Here is a 16901-nt window from a genome sequence, read left to right as displayed (position 1 = left end):
CCTGCAGCCACACATCCGTAAACTGTCAAAAATGACATAGACGATCTGGCAGAGACTGCTACAATTGTCAGTGCGCAGATAGTGCAGCGGGGGAATATGACAGATTTACTGAAACAATTACGACCGGAAATGACTTCATTACTGGATTGTTTTAGTACCCCGGCAGTGCTCTTGTGCGGGGACTATACCGTGTTGGCCGCTAATCAGGCCTACCGGCGCGCTTTTGGCAATGGCAAACCCTTGCAGGGTCGACGTTGTGCGGAAATTATGGCCGAGGCGGGTTTTTCCTGTCAGCAAAGTGGCAATCACTGTCCTCTGGATACCTGCCAGCAAACGGGGGTAGATCAACATGTGGTTCATACCCGTACCTCGGGAAATACCCAAATTGATTTGTATCCCATTCGTAATGAGCGCGCCGAAGTGGTGTATTTTCTTGAATTGCTCAATGCTATCCCCGCAGACGCAACCCATGCGACACCGGCTATGGTCGGCCAATCGGAGACCTGGCGAGAGGTGGTGCGCTTGATTCGACGGGTGGCTCCCGGAGATGCGGCGGTTCTCTTGCTGGGCGAATCAGGAACCGGCAAGGAGCTGGCTGCAGCAGCGGTACACCAGGCTAGTCATCTCAGTCACGGACCCTTCATCACCGTCGATTGCTCCGGTTTACCGGAAACCCTTTTTGAAAGCGAATTGTTTGGTCATGAAAAAGGCGCATTTACGGGTGCGCATTCCCGAAAAACCGGTTTGGTGGAAGCGGCCAATGGGGGAACTTTGTTTCTGGACGAAGTGGGTGACATTCCCCTTAATCTGCAGGTGAAATTGCTGCGGCTACTGGAAACCGGCACGTTTCGCAGGGTCGGGGGGGTTGAACCGATTCGTTCCCGGTTTCGACTGATTTCAGCAACGCACCGGCATCTTGAGAAAATGGTCGCGGAAGAGCGTTTTCGTCAAGATCTTTATTATCGCATCAACACGTTCCCCATCGCTTTACCGGCGTTGCGGGATCGTCTGGATGATATTCCCTTGCTGGCTGCAGCCATTCTTCAGCGCATCCCGGCAGCCACGGGGCTGCAACTGCACGCTGATACCCTACAGTTACTGGGTCAGTACGCTTTTCCGGGCAACATTCGCGAGTTGCGCAATATTCTCGAACGTGCGGCGCTGTTGGCCGATGAACATTGGATACTCCCCCAGCATCTGCCCCCGGCCTTGCAACAGCAAAGTATGCCGCCAACACAAGACAATCATGCAAAAATTTCCGGCGTGGATGCCATTGTCCCCTTGGCGGATCTGGAAGCCCAGTATTTACGATGGGCGCGGAGTGCTTTTGGCGGAGATCGACGCAGTTTGGCCGCCCGACTAGGTGTCAGTGAGCGCACCCTTTATCGCAAACTGGATGCCTTGAAGGAGGCGCATAGTCTTGAATGAAAATATCTGGCCGGAAGGCTTGTGGATCCGACCTGCAGCCCAGCAAGAAGCTCCCTGTATTGTCTTGATGCATGGTCTGGGTGCATCCAAAGAAGATCTTGCGCCTCTCGCAGATTTTGTGGATCCGGAAAAACAGTTTCGCTGGGTTCTCCCTGATGCACCAGTACGTCCGGTAACCCTCAATGGCGGGCGGCCAATGCGGGCCTGGTATGATATTTATGGGCTGGGTCGGGATTCTGGCGAAGATGCAGCGGGAATGGAACAAATGGCGACTCGCCTCGCTGCGCTGATGGAGCATGAACAACAGCATGCGGGTGAGCAACCCTTGATACTGGGCGGGTTTTCCCAGGGCGGGGCGATGGCGCTTTATTTGGCTTTTCATCACGCTTGTCGCGCAACAGCCGTGCTGGCCCTGAGTGCCTATTTACCACTTCGCCAGACGCTTCCTCAGGCTGCTCAGGTGACCCCGATTTTCTGGGGGCATGGTCGTTCTGATCCCGTTCTGCCTCTGGAATATATGGAAATTGCCCGGGACATCATGGAATCCCAAGGGTACGCCCTCAGTACCCATATTTATCCCATGGATCACAGTATTTGTGCGGAAGAGCTCGTGGACGTACGGAAATTTTTGGGCAGTATGGTCATGCAAGGAAATTTAAAAAATCATGAATACCCTCTGGATTGAGCAGTTTGTACATATACTTTCGGTGATTGTCTGGATTGGCGGCCTGTTTTTTGTGACGATGGTGTTGGCTCCGACCCTGAAAAAAGAAATCACTCAGAACAGCACGCGTATTACATTAATGCATGTGTTGCTGCGCCGTTTCTTTTTCTGGATGTTACTCGCGGCTTTCTTGTTGCTGCTGACCGGTTACAGCATGGTGTTCGTGTTCTACGGAGGATTTGCCGCTCTTACCATCCCCGAATGGATCATGGTGGTTTTGGGGACAATCATGGTAATGATCGTTCTGCATACTTATTTTGCACCACTCAAACGACTGCGCCGGGCGGTGCGCGATCAGGACTGGCAGGCGGGTTCCAAGGCCTTGGGTCAAGTCCGAATGTTGGCCAGCACCAATCTTGTGCTGTCCTTCATTGTCATTCTGGTGGGTATATGGGGCGTGTTTGGCACGCCCTGGTAATCATGACTGGTTTTTGAACCCTAATCAGATGGCTCCGCAGATCCGAAAATTTGTGCTTCCAACCCCCAGCGGGCTGCCAGAGTTTCGGTCGCATTGACCAGTTCTTCGGCGCGGGATGGATGGTTGACACGAATTTCGGCAATGCGGCGCAGCGCTTCTTCACGATTGCCACTATTGGCGAGCAGATGAATCAGCTCTCCAGCATCCCGACCGACAATTTCGCCACCCAATAACTCACCACTATCCATATCCGCGAGCAGTCGCACGAATCCTGCTGTGTCATCCTGACCCAATGCCCTTGGCGAGGTTTCAAATGCTGCGAAGCCAACGGCTGGTTCATAGCCTTCGTCTTCTGCTGTGTCATCATCCAGGCCGATGCGCGCCAGTTCGACCGCCGAATAAACCAGTTCGGGTACCCAGGCCGGATTCCGCTCCTGCTTGTCTTCACTGAGCAGGTTGTGAATGATGATTTGGGCGTCGCTCAGAGCCTGGTTGGCATTCATGATGGGGCCCACTACATCCCCCAAAGCAAAAATGCCCGGTTCTGCGGTTTCCAGGTGGTCATCTGTTTGTACAAAGCCGTTTTCATCAAGTTCCGCAGCCGTATTTTCCAGACCCAAACCCTGTGTAAAAGCCTTACGCCCGGTGGCCAATAGCACCCAGTCGCCCTGTACAGATTGCCCGTCTTCCGCAAAAACCGTCACGCCCTGGCCGTCCTCGGCAATGCGTGCTACACGAAAATGCTCTACGGCCTGAATATCCAGTGTCTTGAGGGCGGCTTTCAGGGTATCTTTGGCCTGCGGTGAATATTGGGTATGGGCCAATGAGGCGGAGTTCACCAGCCACTGCACGTCTTTATCCAATTGATGGAAAATATAGGCAAACTCGGTGCCAATTACGCCGCCGCCAACCAGTATAACGCGCTTACCCGCCGGTGCTCCGTCATCATAGAGCATGTCGCTGGTAAGCACTTTTCCAGAAATGGTCTGGATGTTTTCGGGAAGAGCAGGGGTGGACCCTGTTGCAATAATTGTGTACTTGGTTTTTATCTGGCTACTGCCAGTTGGGCTGTCAACGCGAATTTGCTGGGCATCTACAAAGCTGCCCGTTCCTTCCAACAGTTGCACCCCCAGACGTTTGAGGTAATCCACATAGCTGTTGCGTACGGACTCAACTACCTGGTGCTGGTGTTCCCAGGCTTGAGTCATATCTCCCTTCAGTTTTGTGCCGATAACACCGCGTTTGGCAAAATGCCGGCTTTGTTCAATCCATTTGGCGGTTTCATGCCAATCTTTTTTGGGAACACAGCCACGATTGAGGCAAGTTCCGCCCCAGGTGGCACTTTCAATAATCGCCACTTTTTGGCCACGTAAAGCCGCCAAAACCGCAGCACGATAGCCACCTGGTCCGCTGCCAATAATGGTGATGTCTACTTGATAATTACTCATAAGCCCATCCTTATCAATCGGTTGAAAAAATTCTTAAAAGTAGTTTATGAACCATTTTCCAGTGATAAAATTTCCTGTTGTTTTTCGGCGACGCAATGATTTTTGTTATGGTTCCGGTTAGGCGTCGCGCAGAGTTGCATCAGTTTAACAGGAAATTGCGATAAATTAATACTTTCAGTATGTTACATTTTATCCGCAAAATTATTGATGAATGACGGCATTATCCATAGCGTTTTTTATGGCTGACTTCGACATACTGCGTCGGGCAGAGGCGACAAAAAAATCAACCAACTCAAAAAAAAATAGATGATAAATATATAGTTAGTATTTTGGTACAAGAATTGCTTAAGCATTCTCATGAACTATTTATCACGCAATCATTCCTCCTTGAAGCTTGCTTCTGCTGTTGTGCTCAGCCTGACAGGCTGGGCCTTCAGCATTGCGGCGTCGGCGGATGATTTTAACATGCAGACCGTAGAGTCCAAGGCTCAGGCACTGGTAGATGCACATTATAATCCTAAGCCTTTGCCGATTCCTTCGTTCCTCAAAAATCTAAGTCCTGAACAGTACAGTCAGATTCAGGACACAACGCCTTTGTGGCAGAACCAGAATACGCCTTTTCAGGCACAATTTTATCTGCCGGGTTCCTGGTTTCATCAGCCTGAAATCATTCGCGAAGTGATCAATGGCAAGGTGCGCCCCATCCCTTTTAATCTCAGAGGCTTCAGTTTTGGTAATTTAAAGGTCCCTGCTGATTTGCCGAGTGATCTGGGTTATGCCGGATTCCGCTTATTGGCGCCCCTGAACACGCCGCCGAACTATAACGAATTTATTTCTTTTTTGGGCGCAACGTACTTTCGTGCGGTGGGTAAACATGCCGTTTATGGTACTTCAGCACGCGGTCTGGGTATTGATACGGCCCAACCGTCTGGAGAAATATTCCCTTACTTCAAAGAGATCTGGCTGGAAAAGCCCCAGGCCGGTGCGCAAGATATGGTGGTTTATGCGCTCATGGACAGTCCAGTAGCCACAGGTGCTTATCGCTTCACTATCCAGACCGGTGACAGTACGACGGTACAGGTGCAGGCCACCATATATTTGCGTAAACCCGTAAAGGTACTTGAGCTCGCGCCTTTGACCAGCATGTACTGGCACGGTCATGGTCGTGGTATCACCGCTGGCGACTGGCATCCCGCGCAGCATGATTCCAGTGATTTGGTCATGGCCAACGGTAATGGTGAATGGTTGACCCGCCCCATTGATAATCCTCTGCAGATTCAGACTACGACCTACAGCATGGAGCATCCAGTTGGCTTCGGTTTGATTCAGGAAGACCGTGATTTTTCTGCTTATCAGGGTATTGAAACCCAATACCAGCGCCGTCCCAGTGTTTGGGTGCAACCGGTAGGAGATTGGGGGAAGGGCCAGGTACGTCTCGTTGAGCTGCCCACCAATAACCGGGACATGGACAATATTGATGTTTTCTGGGTTCCGGATCAGGAACCCGCTCCGAAAACGCCCCTGCATTTTGCCTACAACTTGCGTTTCTTTCTGGATAACCATGGCCTGATCCCCCTGGCACATCCGGTCGGCACTTATCTTGGCGATGATCCGAAAAGCGCTGGCGCGCGTACCGTCGTTATTGATTTTGGCAGTGGTGCGCTGACGAAATTGCCCGGGAATATGCCTATTAAAGCCCATCTCACGGCTGAAAATGGGGCTCAGATTTTGAGTCAAAAGCTGGAATGGGATGCTAAGAATCATTTTTGGCGGGTGATTGCGGTCATCCAGCCGCAAACTGCTTCACCCAGTAATGTGCGTTGTTATTTAACCCTCGATAAGCAGGTTATGACCAATACCTGGACTTATCTTCTTCATGCGGCAAAGGAGTAGGTGTAATGTTTAAAGATGAATCAAGCTACAGCGTCAATCCTGCGGGTGAGTGGCTGGCAGGTGGTACAGCAGAGGCCCTGGTCGTCACAAATAGCGCACCTGTTCTTATTCGTATGGAGCGGTATATGGCGCGCTTGACGCTAACCGATGCCCAGCGTTTATGGATACGTGGTCAGGTGATCAGCCAATTGCAAGGCCTGGAAACCCATCAGGATGCGCTTTATGCCCGGGCTTTTGCCAGCCTGCACCAAGCACTGGCGACCTTGGGTAACGGCGATGAACTGGACGCCCGTCTGGATCTTTCCCTGCGCCTGACTGCAAATGCGGCTCAGGATGCCCGGTCATGCCGTTGGCTACAGCAGCAGGTAGCGCCTGCTATTCAGCGCAGCAATATGGCGTCTCTGCCCATGAACCGTTCTTGGCTGGCTGCTGCATCGCGCCTGTGGCAGACATTGTTTAGCCGCAGCAACGTATTGACGAGCCGCCGTATTCTGAGCGGAGAAGTCTGAATTGGCACGGGCTATGGCCCGGCAGTGGGAAACCATCAGCCGTTACCGACGTTACTGGTTAAGTGCCTTTATTATTTTGCCGGCCTGTAGTGCAGGCCTGATGCTGGATCAGGTTCTTGCCGATCGCTTACCACTCTGGCTGGAAATTCCTACCCTCATCATATTTTCCATGTTGTTTGCCTGGATTTCTGCTGGCTTCTGGACGGCACTGGTTGGCTTTATTCTGCTGATGAGCGGGCGCACCGATACCGCCCCCGGTAGCCCCGAACTCCGCCTGGCTGAGCCCCTCCCGCAAAATAAAGTGGCGATTCTTATGCCCATTTATAATGAAGAAGTGGAGCGGGTGGCTGCCGGGCTACAGGCCACTTTCAAATCCTTGCAGCGGGCTGGTGCCTTGGCTCATTTTGAGTTTTTTCTGCTCAGTGACACTCGTAATCCTGATGTTTGGTTGCGCGAAGAACTGGTGTGGTCGGCACTTTGTGAGTCTCTGGATGCTTTTGGCAAAATTCATTATCGACGGCGTCCGGTTAACAATAAAGCCAAAAGTGGCAATGTCGCTGATTTTTGCAGACGCTGGGGTCGCGCTTACGAATATATGGTCGTGCTGGACGCTGATAGTGTCATGAACGGTGAAACCCTCTATCGCATGTTGGAAATGATGGAGGGGAATCCGCAGGTGGGTATCATTCAGACCCAACCGGTGGCTGTCAACCGGGAAACCCTGTATGCCCGCCTGCAACAATTTGCGCAGCACCTGTATGGTCCGATTTTCAGCGCCGGCTTGCGTTTCTGGCAGTTGGGTGATGGTCATTACATTGGTCACAATGCGATTTTGCGGACTGCCCCATTCACCGAATATTGTGCATTGCCGGTATTGCCTGGTCGGCCCCCTTTGGGCGGCCCTTTACTCAGTCATGATTTTGTCGAAGCGGCACTGATGGCCAAGAATGGCTGGGAAGTATGGTTTGTCCCTAGTCTGTCTGGTAGTTATGAAGAAGTTCCCCCCACCCTGATCGATGATTTGAAACGGGATAGGCGCTGGGCGCAGGGTAATCTGCAACATCTGCGTTTATTGGCCGGGGAAGGCTTGCGTTCTGCTCACCGCTTCCTGTTCATTAACGGGGCTATGTCTTTTCTGGCGGCACCACTCTGGGGACTGTTTTTGATTCTGGGCGCGTTGGGTTCACTGCATTGGGCTGGTGGCGGGAATGATGATACGGTCGTGCCTTTTCATTGGGGAAGTAGTATTGATCCCTTACCCTTCTGGTTGTTTGGAGTGACGGCCGTTTTACTGCTTTCGCCCAAGTGGATGGCGGTTCTCTGGGTGGCCCGTCAACCGGGTCGCCGCCAGCAATTTGGCGGATTGTTTCACCTCATTCTGAGCATGCTGGTAGAAAGTTTGTTTTCGGTTTTGATGGCACCGATCCGAATGGCTTTTCATAGTCAGTTCGTCATCCAAACACTTATGGGGAAGGGTGTTCGTTGGGGAGCTCAGGTGCGTGGTGACCAGGAAACCAGCTGGTCAGTGGCCTTGCGTTTTTTTGGCTGGTGTTCGGCACTGGGTTTGGTGTTGGCCGTCGCCCTGTACCCCTTTTTGGGGTTCTGGCATTTTGTCTGGCTGGTTCCTATTCTGGGCGGCCTGGTCGCCGCCGTGCCTTTGGGGGCCTGGACCAGTCGTCCCGGGCTGGGACGCTGGGCACGTCAGCAGCGCCTGTTTGTGATTCCCGAGGAGGTTATCGTCCCGGAAGAATTACAGTCGCTGGATAGTGACAGTGTGGCCTATTTGCCGCACATTGAGGGTGATGCTTTTGTGCAGGTTGTGGTAGATCCTCGTTTTAATGCCATTCACAGCGCTTTGCAGCGCAATCGCACCGGATTATGGCCGCGTGCCGCCAGCCTTTGCCACAAGGCTCTGGAAGAAGGCCCGCAACAACTCAGCAATCGCGAGCGCAATATCCTCTTGAGTGATCGCAACTCCATGCTGTCTCTCCACCGGGCCGTCTGGTCCATGAATGACCGCGAACGCTTGACGGCCTGGGGTGTAGAGAGTGACGATCAAGATCTGATCAACCAAGCAGGACAATAACCCCATGGCAAAAAATGGTGAAACCCTTGATCTCATGGCTCTGGCCGGCATTCGTCATGATCTGGATGATCTCCGCGCCCGTGCCCAGGCCGGAGATCCTGTGGCCCAGTTTAATATGGGCGTGAAATACGCCGAAGGCTCTGAGGTCGCCCAGGATTACCAGGAAGCTGCGCGCTGGTACAGTGCAGCGGCAGATCAGAATGATGCACCGGCGCAATTCAATCTGGGCTTACTGTTTTACCAGGGGCAGGGCTTGCGCAAGGATTTATCCTGCGCTTACGAGTTATTCAGCCTCGCCGCAGCACAGGGAGATACGCGTGCCCAGGCCGGGATGACGGCGATTCTCGGTGAAGTTCCCACTGAACTCGCTGAGGAGCTCATTGAAAAGTTTGGTCAGGGCGACCAGGGTGCCGCAACCCACTAAGCTGAAAATGGCAAATCTACCAAGAGCTTTTAGTGACTTAAACTGGGATTCTGGTTACCCCTGATAAGATCTCGCCCGGCAGGAAGTATCAAAGCCTGCCGAGGAAGGGCTCTTTGCTGCAGTTTTAGCGGCGATTACGAATTTCTGATAAGCGTTCGGTATGCTGACCTTTGCCGCCCAGATAAGTCGGTACAATACTTTCAATTGCTGTAGGCTGAATGCCAAATACCTCCTGCAAATCCTTTTTGCTGGAAATATTATCTACGGACAATGACTTCAAATTATCGCGTGTCAGCACTTTGCCAGGCAGCTTTTCCATCAGTCCCGCTTGCAGGTTGCCCAATAAAGGACAGAGCGCAATCACCTTGCGATGTGTGCCAATCAGGCTTTGGGTATAAGCAATCAATTCGCCCAGAGTATAGACCTTGGGGCCGCAGAGATCATAAGCCTTGCCATACGTTTTTTCGTCGTCTATGGACTGCACAAAGGCACTGACTACATCTTCAATCCACACCGGTTGCATTTTGGCCTCAGTGCCGGCTATGGGTAAAAATAAAGGAATGCTGCGCAGTAGTTGGGCAAAACGATTGAAGAAACTGTCGCCTTCACCAAATATGATCGAAGGGCGAAATGAAGTTACTTTAAGGCCACGACCCCAGAGTAATTTCGGACCATTCAGATAATTGAAGTAGCCGTTTTTGGCACTGTTTTCGCCAGACTGACGGATGATTTCTTCACCGATGCCTTTGGAGCGCAGGTAGGCACTGGGGGCAATGGGGTTGGCACCGAGGGCGCTCATATGCAGGAGCCGGGGAATACCCAGATGTCCACAAAGATTAGCGACCAGGCGGGGAAGCTCAATATGGTTTTTTTCAAAATCACCATGGCGCTCGGGGGGGTAATCGCTGCGTCCCGGACGATTCTCGTTGAGGATGCCGACCAGATTGATCACTACATCCCGACCTTTGAGTTGCTGCTCCAGCGCAATAGGGTCATGCACATTACATTCAACAACCTCTACCTGTGGCAAAACCAGCAGGTTTTCGCGGTTACGCTCCCGATTGCGGGTCAGAATCCGAATCTGGTGCCCGTCCTGACTGAGACGCTCTGCCAGATGTCGGCCAACAAAACCCGTGCCACCAAGAATACAGATTTTATGTGCTGTCATGAGCTGAAACTCCTCCGTAAATTATCAGTCAGAGCATAGCACAGCTAGCCTGCCCCGATGCTGCAGAAAGTTTGAATCAGGGCATGAAGGTAGGCTATAAGAGAATAGATTCGGCTGCATGTGACCATCGGGCAGGAAATATCCGGAAACTGCGGTGTACAAAATTGAGGAGAAAGGAATGGCAGAGTGTTGTAATGAAAACGGTGCACGCAGGGGAGGACAAATTTCCGCGCTGGGTGCTTTGCTGGTGGGGCTGGCTATTATGGCCGGTGCGGTCGGTGATCATCTGGTTGCCGGGCAGGTGAGCAAGCAGAGTTTGCATGTGTACGATATTGCCGTGCATTTTCAGATTTATAACGCGCTAGGCCTGGTTTTGCTCGGCATTTTGATTCGACTATGGGGTAAAAGACGGCTGCTTTGTGTTTCGGCTTTCTTGATGGCTCTGGGCGTGCTTTTTTTCTGCGGAGGGCTTTATTTGCTGGTAATGACCGGTCAGTCATTCTGGGCAATTTTTGCCCCTTTTGGAGGCACTGCGTGGATTGTCGCCTGGTTACTTCTTGCCATCGGTCTTTGGCAGGCATCCAGACAAGTAAAGGAGTAATGTAATGCTTATTGCCAAAAATGACGCCTATCATAAACAACTGGATTTTGCCGACGCTGAAATGGGTGATGTGTTCTGGGTCGTCGAACATGTGCCTTATAGTGGCACCATTAAAGGGGTTCAAAAATATACAGTCACTGAAATTCGTTCCAAACTGGTTATTTGTCAATCAGAATCATCTAAACCGTTGAAAATAAAACGGAGTACCTTGCAGGAAAACTGTTACCTCGAAAATGATCCGTATTTTTCAGATATACAGAAAACCTTTGAAATCAGTAGCCAGGTAGAATGGGTACGTAAATTGATCAAGGAGCATGAAAGCCGTGATTTTGATCAGGAAGTAGTTGACGCCATTCTGGCCTGGCAACGCCGCGTGGAAATGCGACGGGAATAGGCATTATCAGGGCGTGGGCTAAAGTCGCAGCGAAGCTCCCAGACCAACGGCCGCACTCAGGTTTGGGTGCGTTAGGTTATTGCGGCACTTGCGGGCCATGATGTTCTTCGAGGGTTTTACCATGGCCCTGAACCCGGAAGGTCCAGGTCATTCCCAGGCCGAGCAGGCTCACCAGAATCATGAGCATCAATACCGCTGAAAGTCCCCAGCTTGCCTGAATAAGTGGTAGTAAAAATACGCTGATGGTGGCACCTATTTTGGCGATTGCAGCGGCAAACCCTGACCCGAACGCGCGGATCTGAGTAGGATACATTTCTGTGGGTAAAATGAAGGTGGTGGCATTGGGACCCATGGTCATAAACAAATTGAAGAGCATGAAGCCAGCGAGGATCAGGTAATATTGGCTGAATGCATTTCCCGTATGCTGCTGCGCTGCACCGAGCAGTAGTCCCATGCCGGTAATCATCCCCACAAAACCGATCAGTTGCATATGAATGCGCCCCAGTTTGGGTACTGCCCAGAGCGACAGCAGTGAACCCAACAAAAGAAACAAATCAACCTTGCCACTATCCAGAGCGTTGCTGAGGTCCCTCCCCAATGTGGAGCTTAATTCGGGCAGATTTGTGCGCAGACTGCCCAGCAGAATGGTGGTGAACAAACCGATTCCATAGGTGGCAACGTCCATAAAAAACCAGGGGAGAGTCACCAGCAATGTTCGTCGACGATATTCCGGCGCAAATAAGGTGGCGACACCCAAATGATGACCAGGCAGAATTTTGGCAACATGATGATGTTTTCTACCCAGGCGTTGGGCAATCTGCAGTAATTGACTTTTTTTATCCGGGGCAAAGCGGGTAAGAATTTTTGCGGCCTGAGCATTGCGGCCATGACCCATGCACCAGCGCACACTTTCCGGCAGACTCAGCCGTCCGATCAGATAGGGAAGCACCACCAGAATTTCTGCAGCAAGTAACCAGCGCCAGGTATCATCACCAGTCCGGGCATTCTGAAGCAGGACAATTGCCAAAGCGACGCCCGCCAACATGCCGACGGACTGAATGGCGATGGACGCAGCCATCATTCTGCCCCGGCGTCCCTGGGGCATAAATTCTGCCAGATAGCTGCTGGCGACCGGAAAATCCATGCCGACACCGATGCCCAGCAACAGTTCTGCTTGGGTTAGAATAGTGGCATTGGGTGCAAATGCCGCTAATGAGGCAGCAATAATCAACAAAATCATGTCACTGATCATGACCGGTTTACGGCCCCACCGATCGGCAATATGTCCTCCCAACAGGGCCCCGATGACGGTTCCCCCCATAAGCATGGCAGCTACCATGCCGACACTGGTGGCGGGCATGTGAAAGCGTGGTATTACCAGCGGCAGGGTGACGCCCAACAAAAACATGGAAACCCCACTTAAAAGGGTGCCTCCAGTAGACAACGCCCAAATCCGATAGTGGATCGGTAACATCGGGCTTTTGTCGAGTATGTCGGTCATTGCGGCATGATCAGGATGAATAGCGTGTGCAGTATCCAGAATGGATGCAGCGGATTTTTTTAATCTAGGAGCATTGACCGTGCTTGCGTGGGTATCTGCTGTTGGATCTGGATTCAACGCAGTTTGTCCCGAAGAATCAGGCTTTTTCCGGTCATTTCAGACGGTTGGGAAAGTCCCATGATATCCAGAATAGTTGGCGCAATATCGGCGGTACCCCGGCCAATTCCCAATTCGGAACCGCGATCAAAATGTTCAAATTCGGGCATGGCGATGGCCGCGCTCAACTGGCGCATACGATCAGAGCGAAAGTTGAAAAAGAATACGGGTTCATTGGGTGCAATCCGGTTTTCCTGAGGATTGCCAATGACGGTGGGTTGAATAAATTCGTCTCCTTCCCCGCGTTGCCAGGCTTCCTGAACAGCCGATAGGGCCGTTGCTGACTGAAGCCCTTCACCTTTCAGCAAAGCGGCCCAGGCTTTTTGGGTGCGTTCCCAATGGCCAGCACGATCCATGGCGGTATAGCGGCCACATACGCTGGCAATTTTGCCGCTGCCGAGCTCTTGCAGGCGCTTTTCCAGTATCTGCACGAAAATATCCGCACATTGCGGGGCTGTGTCCCGCCCATCCGTAATCATGTGGATGATTGGTTCTACACCCGCCTGAACCACCAGAGGTAGAATCTCCAGCAAATGGTCAATATGGGAATGTACGCCGCCATCAGAGACCATACCGACCAGGTGCAGGCGCTGGGTATTTTGCAAAATGTTTTGCCAATTCTGAATGTTGGAAAAACTGCCATTAGCCAGACTGTCCGATATGCGCACCATGTCCTGAAGGAGTATGCGCCCTGAGCCCAGCGTCAAATGACCGACCTCTGAATTTCCAAATTGTCCATCGGGCAGGCCCACCGCCCGCCCGGATGCTTGCAGGGCAGTATGGGGGAAACTGGCAAAATAATGATCCAGATGTGGCGTATGGGCTTGTGCCCAGCCGTTGTAAGCCCGATTGGGGTTTAGGCCGAAACCATCAAAAATGACTAACAGCACGGGTTGAATATTCAACGGATTTCTCGCTTTTCCAGTTCCAGAACATGCAGGGTGGTTTTCAGTACGGAATCCGGGTTGAGGCTCATGGATTCAATGCCAATATCGACCAGAAACTCAGCCATTTCCGGGTAGTCTGAAGGCGCCTGACCACATATTCCAGAATGGATGCCATGCCGTTTACAGCCCTCTACAGCGAGGCGGATCATGGTTTTCACTCCTTCGTCGCGCTCGTCGTAGTCAAACGCGACGATTTCCGAATCCCGATCAACGCCGAGTGTGAGCTGGGTGAGATCATTACTACCAATGGAAAATCCGTCAAAGCGTTGGGCAAACGCATCAATTAAAAGCACATTGTTGGGGACTTCGCACATGGCATAAATTTTCAGGCCGTTTTCGCCACGTTTGAGGCCAAATTCTGCCATTTGCGCAAGAACATCATCAGCTTCCTGTACGCGACGTACGAAAGGTAGCATCAAAATGACATTATCCAGGCCCATGGTTTCGCGTACCCTTTTCATGGCCAGGCACTCCAGATGAAAACCCTCTTTGTAAGCAGGATGTGCATAGCGGGATGCGCCCCGAAAGCCCAGCATGGGGTTGTCTTCTTCGGGTTCGAAGTAGCGACCCCCAAGTAATGAAGCATATTCATTGCTTTTGAAATCAGACATGCGTACCACTACCGGTTTGGGATAAAAAGCGGCAGCCAGGGTGCCGACTCCTTCTGATAGCCGCTCCACAAAAAAATCCTGGGGCTGCGTGTAGCCTTGGATGAGCTTCGCCAAGGCCAGACGCTCCTGCGGATCTTTGACCTTTTCCGGATAGAGCAAAGCCATGGGGTGCGCTTTGATGGTATTGCTGATGATGAATTCCATCCGCGCCAGACCAATCCCATCGCTGGGTAGATTGGCAGTCTGGAAAGCAATTTCCGGGTTGCCCAGATTGATCATGATTTTGGTTTTGGGGCGGGGAACTGCGGCCAGATCGGTATGTTGAACAGTAAACGGCAATTGACCCGCATAAATGTTTCCCATATCGCCTTCCGCACAGGAAACCGTAACAGGCTCACCGTCATGCAATATTTCGGTGGCCGTTTCTGCGCCTACTACCGCCGGAATCCCCAGCTCACGGGCGATAATGGCGGCGTGGCAGGTGCGTCCGCCGCGATTGGTGATAACCGCCGCCGCATTTTTCATGACGGGTTCCCAATCTGGCGTGGTGGTGTCTGCTACCAGTATTTCACCGGGGCGAAACTCGGCGAGATGTTCAAGGCTACGAATAATCCGGACGGGCCCGGCAGCAATTTTACTGCCCACAGCGCGGCCTCTGCCCAGAATTTTCCCGCGTTCACCCAGAATATATTCCTCCAGAATTTGTCCCTTTTTTTGCGAAGCAACCGTTTCCGGTCGTGCCTGAACCATGTAAATAGCACCATCCAGACCATCTTTTGCCCATTCCATGTCCATGGGTCGGCTTTCACCAATTTTCTGGCTGTAGTGATTTTCAATTTTGATGGCGTAATCGGCGAGCTTAAATATATCCTCATCATTCAAACAAAAGCGTTCCTGTTCATCACGATGGGTAGGTACATTGCGGGTTCCGTGGCGGATGTCTCCTTCGGTATATATCATCTTGATTTTTTTGCTGCCGAGGACTCTGCGCAAAACTGCCTTTTTCCCCTTTTGAAACGAGGGCTTGAAGACATAATATTCATCGGGATTGACGGTTCCCTGGACCACATTTTCACCCAGACCCCAGGATGCCGTAATAAAGACGGCATCTCTAAATCCGGTTTCGGTGTCTAGTGAAAACATGACGCCACTGGTGGCGAGATCGGAGCGCACCATTTTCATGATGACAATCGATAGGGCCACTTTGAAATGATCAAAACCCTGATCAACACGATAATGAATGGCCCGGTCGGTAAACAGACTGGCAAAGCAACGCCGACAGGCATCCAGCAAAGCGGCCGCTCCGGAAATGTTCAGATAAGTATCCTGCTGACCCGCGAAACTTGCCGTTGGCAGGTCTTCTGCGGTGGCAGAAGAGCGCACGGCTAAAGATAGGGTCTCGCCGTATTCCTCACGTAATTGGGCGTATGCGGTCAAAATTTCATTTTGCAAATCTTCGGGGAGGGGCGCGCTGTAAACAATTTCCCTGGCCTTGGCACCCCGTTTGGCCAGATCCCGAACATTATCGGGATCCAGGCCATCCAGTGCCTCATGCAGCTTTGGCCAGGCACCGGCCTGATCCAGCAGATAGTGATAGGCGTCGCCAGTAATGGCAAAGCCGTTGGGTACTTTCACTCCCTGCGGCGTGAGTTGGCGGTACATCTCTCCCAAAGAAGCATTTTTACCACCGACCAAGGGCACATCTTCTATGCGAATCTCATTAAAAAAACGTATGTATTTCGCAGTCATAGGATTTCCTCCAAATAAATCAGAGCAAAGACTCTGAATAAAAGATAGTCAAGGAAGTAGCACTAGACAAGCAGTTCCCTATTATCGGGGTCACTCTGGTATGATTGCTGGCAAAATAGCGAAGGTTCTCAAAACAGGTGTGGATTATGTTTCCATGTCCGAAGCATGGCGAATTAAGGGAATTATGTCTTTGAAAAATAATAGCTCAGATTCTGACGCTGACAGGGAAAATCTGTGGCCACCAGAGGCACGCTGGCTTCACGCTGGCATTGCTGCCGGTGTCACCATTCAACTGTTTTCTTCCTTGTGGATGACACCCGATTGGCAACATGCGGATTATGCCAGTTTCACCCAGTTACTGTTCAGCTTCCATGCCTGGGTCGGTTTGACTACTGCACTTTTTTTGCTCTGGCAGTGGCTTTGGATTGCCACTTCTGCGCCGGTACGCCGGCAATTTTTTCCATTTATGGGCCCTTGGCATCCAATTTTTAATGACCTTCGGTTACTTTTGCGCGGACAACTTCAAGCTCCCGGTCCAGCTTCTGGACTTGCTGCCCTGCTCCATGGGCTCGGTCTGCTTCTGGTCAGTTGGATGGCCCTTACCGGTACGGTAATTTTTTTCTTTTTACCCCAGGGGGGTACACCTCCAGGGGCCTTGCTGCAAAATCTGATCCCTCTGCATAAAGCGCTGTCTAATTTGGTGTGGGCTTACTGGATAGGACACGTGGGAATGTTTGCTGTGCATTTGCTACGCCGTGATCGCATTCTCGACATTTTTCGACTGGGTAGTTAGTTGTTACAATTCTAACCTGATTTTATGGATAAATGACTGAATGGAGCGATA

Annotated in this window: 15 protein-coding genes; 10 read left to right on the top strand and 5 right to left on the bottom strand. The window is 51.6% G+C overall.

The window, feature by feature from the left end; all coding sequences use genetic code 11:
* The first annotated feature begins 96 nt into the window (after nt 1-96).
* The 3 genes from HJG40_RS09030 to HJG40_RS09020 are packed head-to-tail and all read left to right on the top strand — an operon-like array spanning nt 97 to nt 2570.
* Nucleotides 97-1428, top strand: coding sequence for a sigma-54 interaction domain-containing protein (locus HJG40_RS09030; protein ID WP_215863880.1), 1332 nt, complete (start codon nt 97-99; stop codon nt 1426-1428).
* Complete coding sequence (locus HJG40_RS09025) at nt 1421-2113, top strand: alpha/beta hydrolase (protein ID WP_226857339.1); 693 nt, start codon at nt 1421-1423, stop codon at nt 2111-2113. The genes HJG40_RS09030 and HJG40_RS09025 overlap by 8 nt, the downstream gene beginning before the upstream one ends.
* A complete protein-coding gene (locus HJG40_RS09020) occupies nt 2094-2570 on the top strand; it encodes a CopD family protein (protein ID WP_215863879.1) in 477 nt (158 codons plus the stop codon). Before HJG40_RS09025 ends, HJG40_RS09020 begins: the two co-directional genes overlap by 20 nt.
* Nucleotides 2571-2590: 20 nt before the next feature.
* Here HJG40_RS09020 and HJG40_RS09015 read toward each other — a convergent pair whose 3' ends face one another.
* Nucleotides 2591-4018 (bottom strand): dihydrolipoyl dehydrogenase family protein, encoded by a 1428-nt coding sequence (locus HJG40_RS09015; protein ID WP_215863878.1) that lies wholly within the window; start codon nt 4016-4018, stop codon nt 2591-2593.
* A 357-nt stretch (nt 4019-4375) separates the two neighbouring features.
* Between HJG40_RS09015 and HJG40_RS09010 the strand changes: the two genes are divergently transcribed.
* Genes HJG40_RS09010 through HJG40_RS08995 form a run of 4 tightly spaced genes read left to right on the top strand, consistent with a single transcriptional unit; the run spans nt 4376 to nt 8930 of the window.
* Nucleotides 4376-5911, top strand: coding sequence for an OpgD/OpgG family glucan biosynthesis protein (locus HJG40_RS09010; protein WP_215863877.1), 1536 nt, complete (start codon nt 4376-4378; stop codon nt 5909-5911).
* A gap of 5 nt (nt 5912-5916) precedes the next feature.
* Nucleotides 5917-6420: a hypothetical protein gene (locus tag HJG40_RS09005; protein ID WP_215863876.1), complete on the top strand. Its 504-nt coding sequence runs from the start codon at nt 5917-5919 to the stop codon at nt 6418-6420.
* A gap of 1 nt (nt 6421) precedes the next feature.
* Nucleotides 6422-8506, top strand: coding sequence for a glucans biosynthesis glucosyltransferase MdoH (gene mdoH / locus HJG40_RS09000; RefSeq protein WP_226857338.1), 2085 nt, complete (start codon nt 6422-6424; stop codon nt 8504-8506).
* Nucleotides 8507-8510: 4 nt separating this feature from the next.
* Nucleotides 8511-8930, top strand: coding sequence for a tetratricopeptide repeat protein (locus tag HJG40_RS08995; protein WP_215863875.1), 420 nt, complete (start codon nt 8511-8513; stop codon nt 8928-8930).
* Between the two features lie 124 nt (nt 8931-9054).
* Here the strand turns inward: HJG40_RS08995 and HJG40_RS08990 are convergent, their stop codons facing one another.
* Entirely contained in the window at nt 9055-10098 is a 1044-nt protein-coding gene (locus tag HJG40_RS08990) for a complex I NDUFA9 subunit family protein (protein WP_215863874.1), read from the bottom strand.
* A 178-nt stretch (nt 10099-10276) separates the two neighbouring features.
* Here HJG40_RS08990 and HJG40_RS08985 point away from each other — a divergent pair, with 178 nt between their 5' ends.
* Both HJG40_RS08985 and HJG40_RS08980 read left to right on the top strand, forming a co-directional pair.
* On the top strand, nt 10277-10699 hold the full coding sequence (locus HJG40_RS08985) for a DUF423 domain-containing protein (protein WP_215863873.1): 423 nt from the start codon (nt 10277-10279) through the stop codon (nt 10697-10699).
* A gap of 4 nt (nt 10700-10703) precedes the next feature.
* Complete coding sequence (locus HJG40_RS08980; RefSeq protein WP_215863872.1) at nt 10704-11093, top strand: hypothetical protein; 390 nt, start codon at nt 10704-10706, stop codon at nt 11091-11093.
* A 76-nt stretch (nt 11094-11169) separates the two neighbouring features.
* On the opposite strand, the gene HJG40_RS08975 is transcribed toward HJG40_RS08980, so the two are convergent.
* From HJG40_RS08975 to ppsA, 3 genes are read right to left on the bottom strand one after another with little or no spacing between them, the layout of a single operon-like run.
* Nucleotides 11170-12711 (bottom strand): MFS transporter, encoded by a 1542-nt coding sequence (locus HJG40_RS08975; protein ID WP_215863871.1) that lies wholly within the window; start codon nt 12709-12711, stop codon nt 11170-11172.
* Nucleotides 12708-13655, bottom strand: a complete 948-nt coding sequence (locus HJG40_RS08970) for a hypothetical protein (protein ID WP_215863870.1) — start codon at nt 13653-13655, stop codon at nt 12708-12710. Before HJG40_RS08970 ends, HJG40_RS08975 begins: the two co-directional genes overlap by 4 nt.
* Entirely contained in the window at nt 13652-16057 is a 2406-nt protein-coding gene (ppsA, locus tag HJG40_RS08965) for a phosphoenolpyruvate synthase (protein WP_215863869.1), read from the bottom strand. Before ppsA ends, HJG40_RS08970 begins: the two co-directional genes overlap by 4 nt.
* Nucleotides 16058-16247: 190 nt before the next feature.
* On the opposite strand from ppsA, the gene HJG40_RS08960 reads away from it, so the two are divergent.
* Complete coding sequence (locus tag HJG40_RS08960) at nt 16248-16850, top strand: cytochrome b/b6 domain-containing protein (RefSeq protein WP_226857337.1); 603 nt, start codon at nt 16248-16250, stop codon at nt 16848-16850.
* Nucleotides 16851-16901: the final 51 nt, after the last annotated feature.

Origin of the sequence: Acidithiobacillus concretivorus (genome assembly GCF_018853445.1) — a bacterium.
GTDB lineage: Bacteria > Pseudomonadota > Gammaproteobacteria > Acidithiobacillales > Acidithiobacillaceae > Acidithiobacillus > Acidithiobacillus concretivorus.
This window is presented reverse-complemented; position numbering and strand designations above follow the sequence as displayed.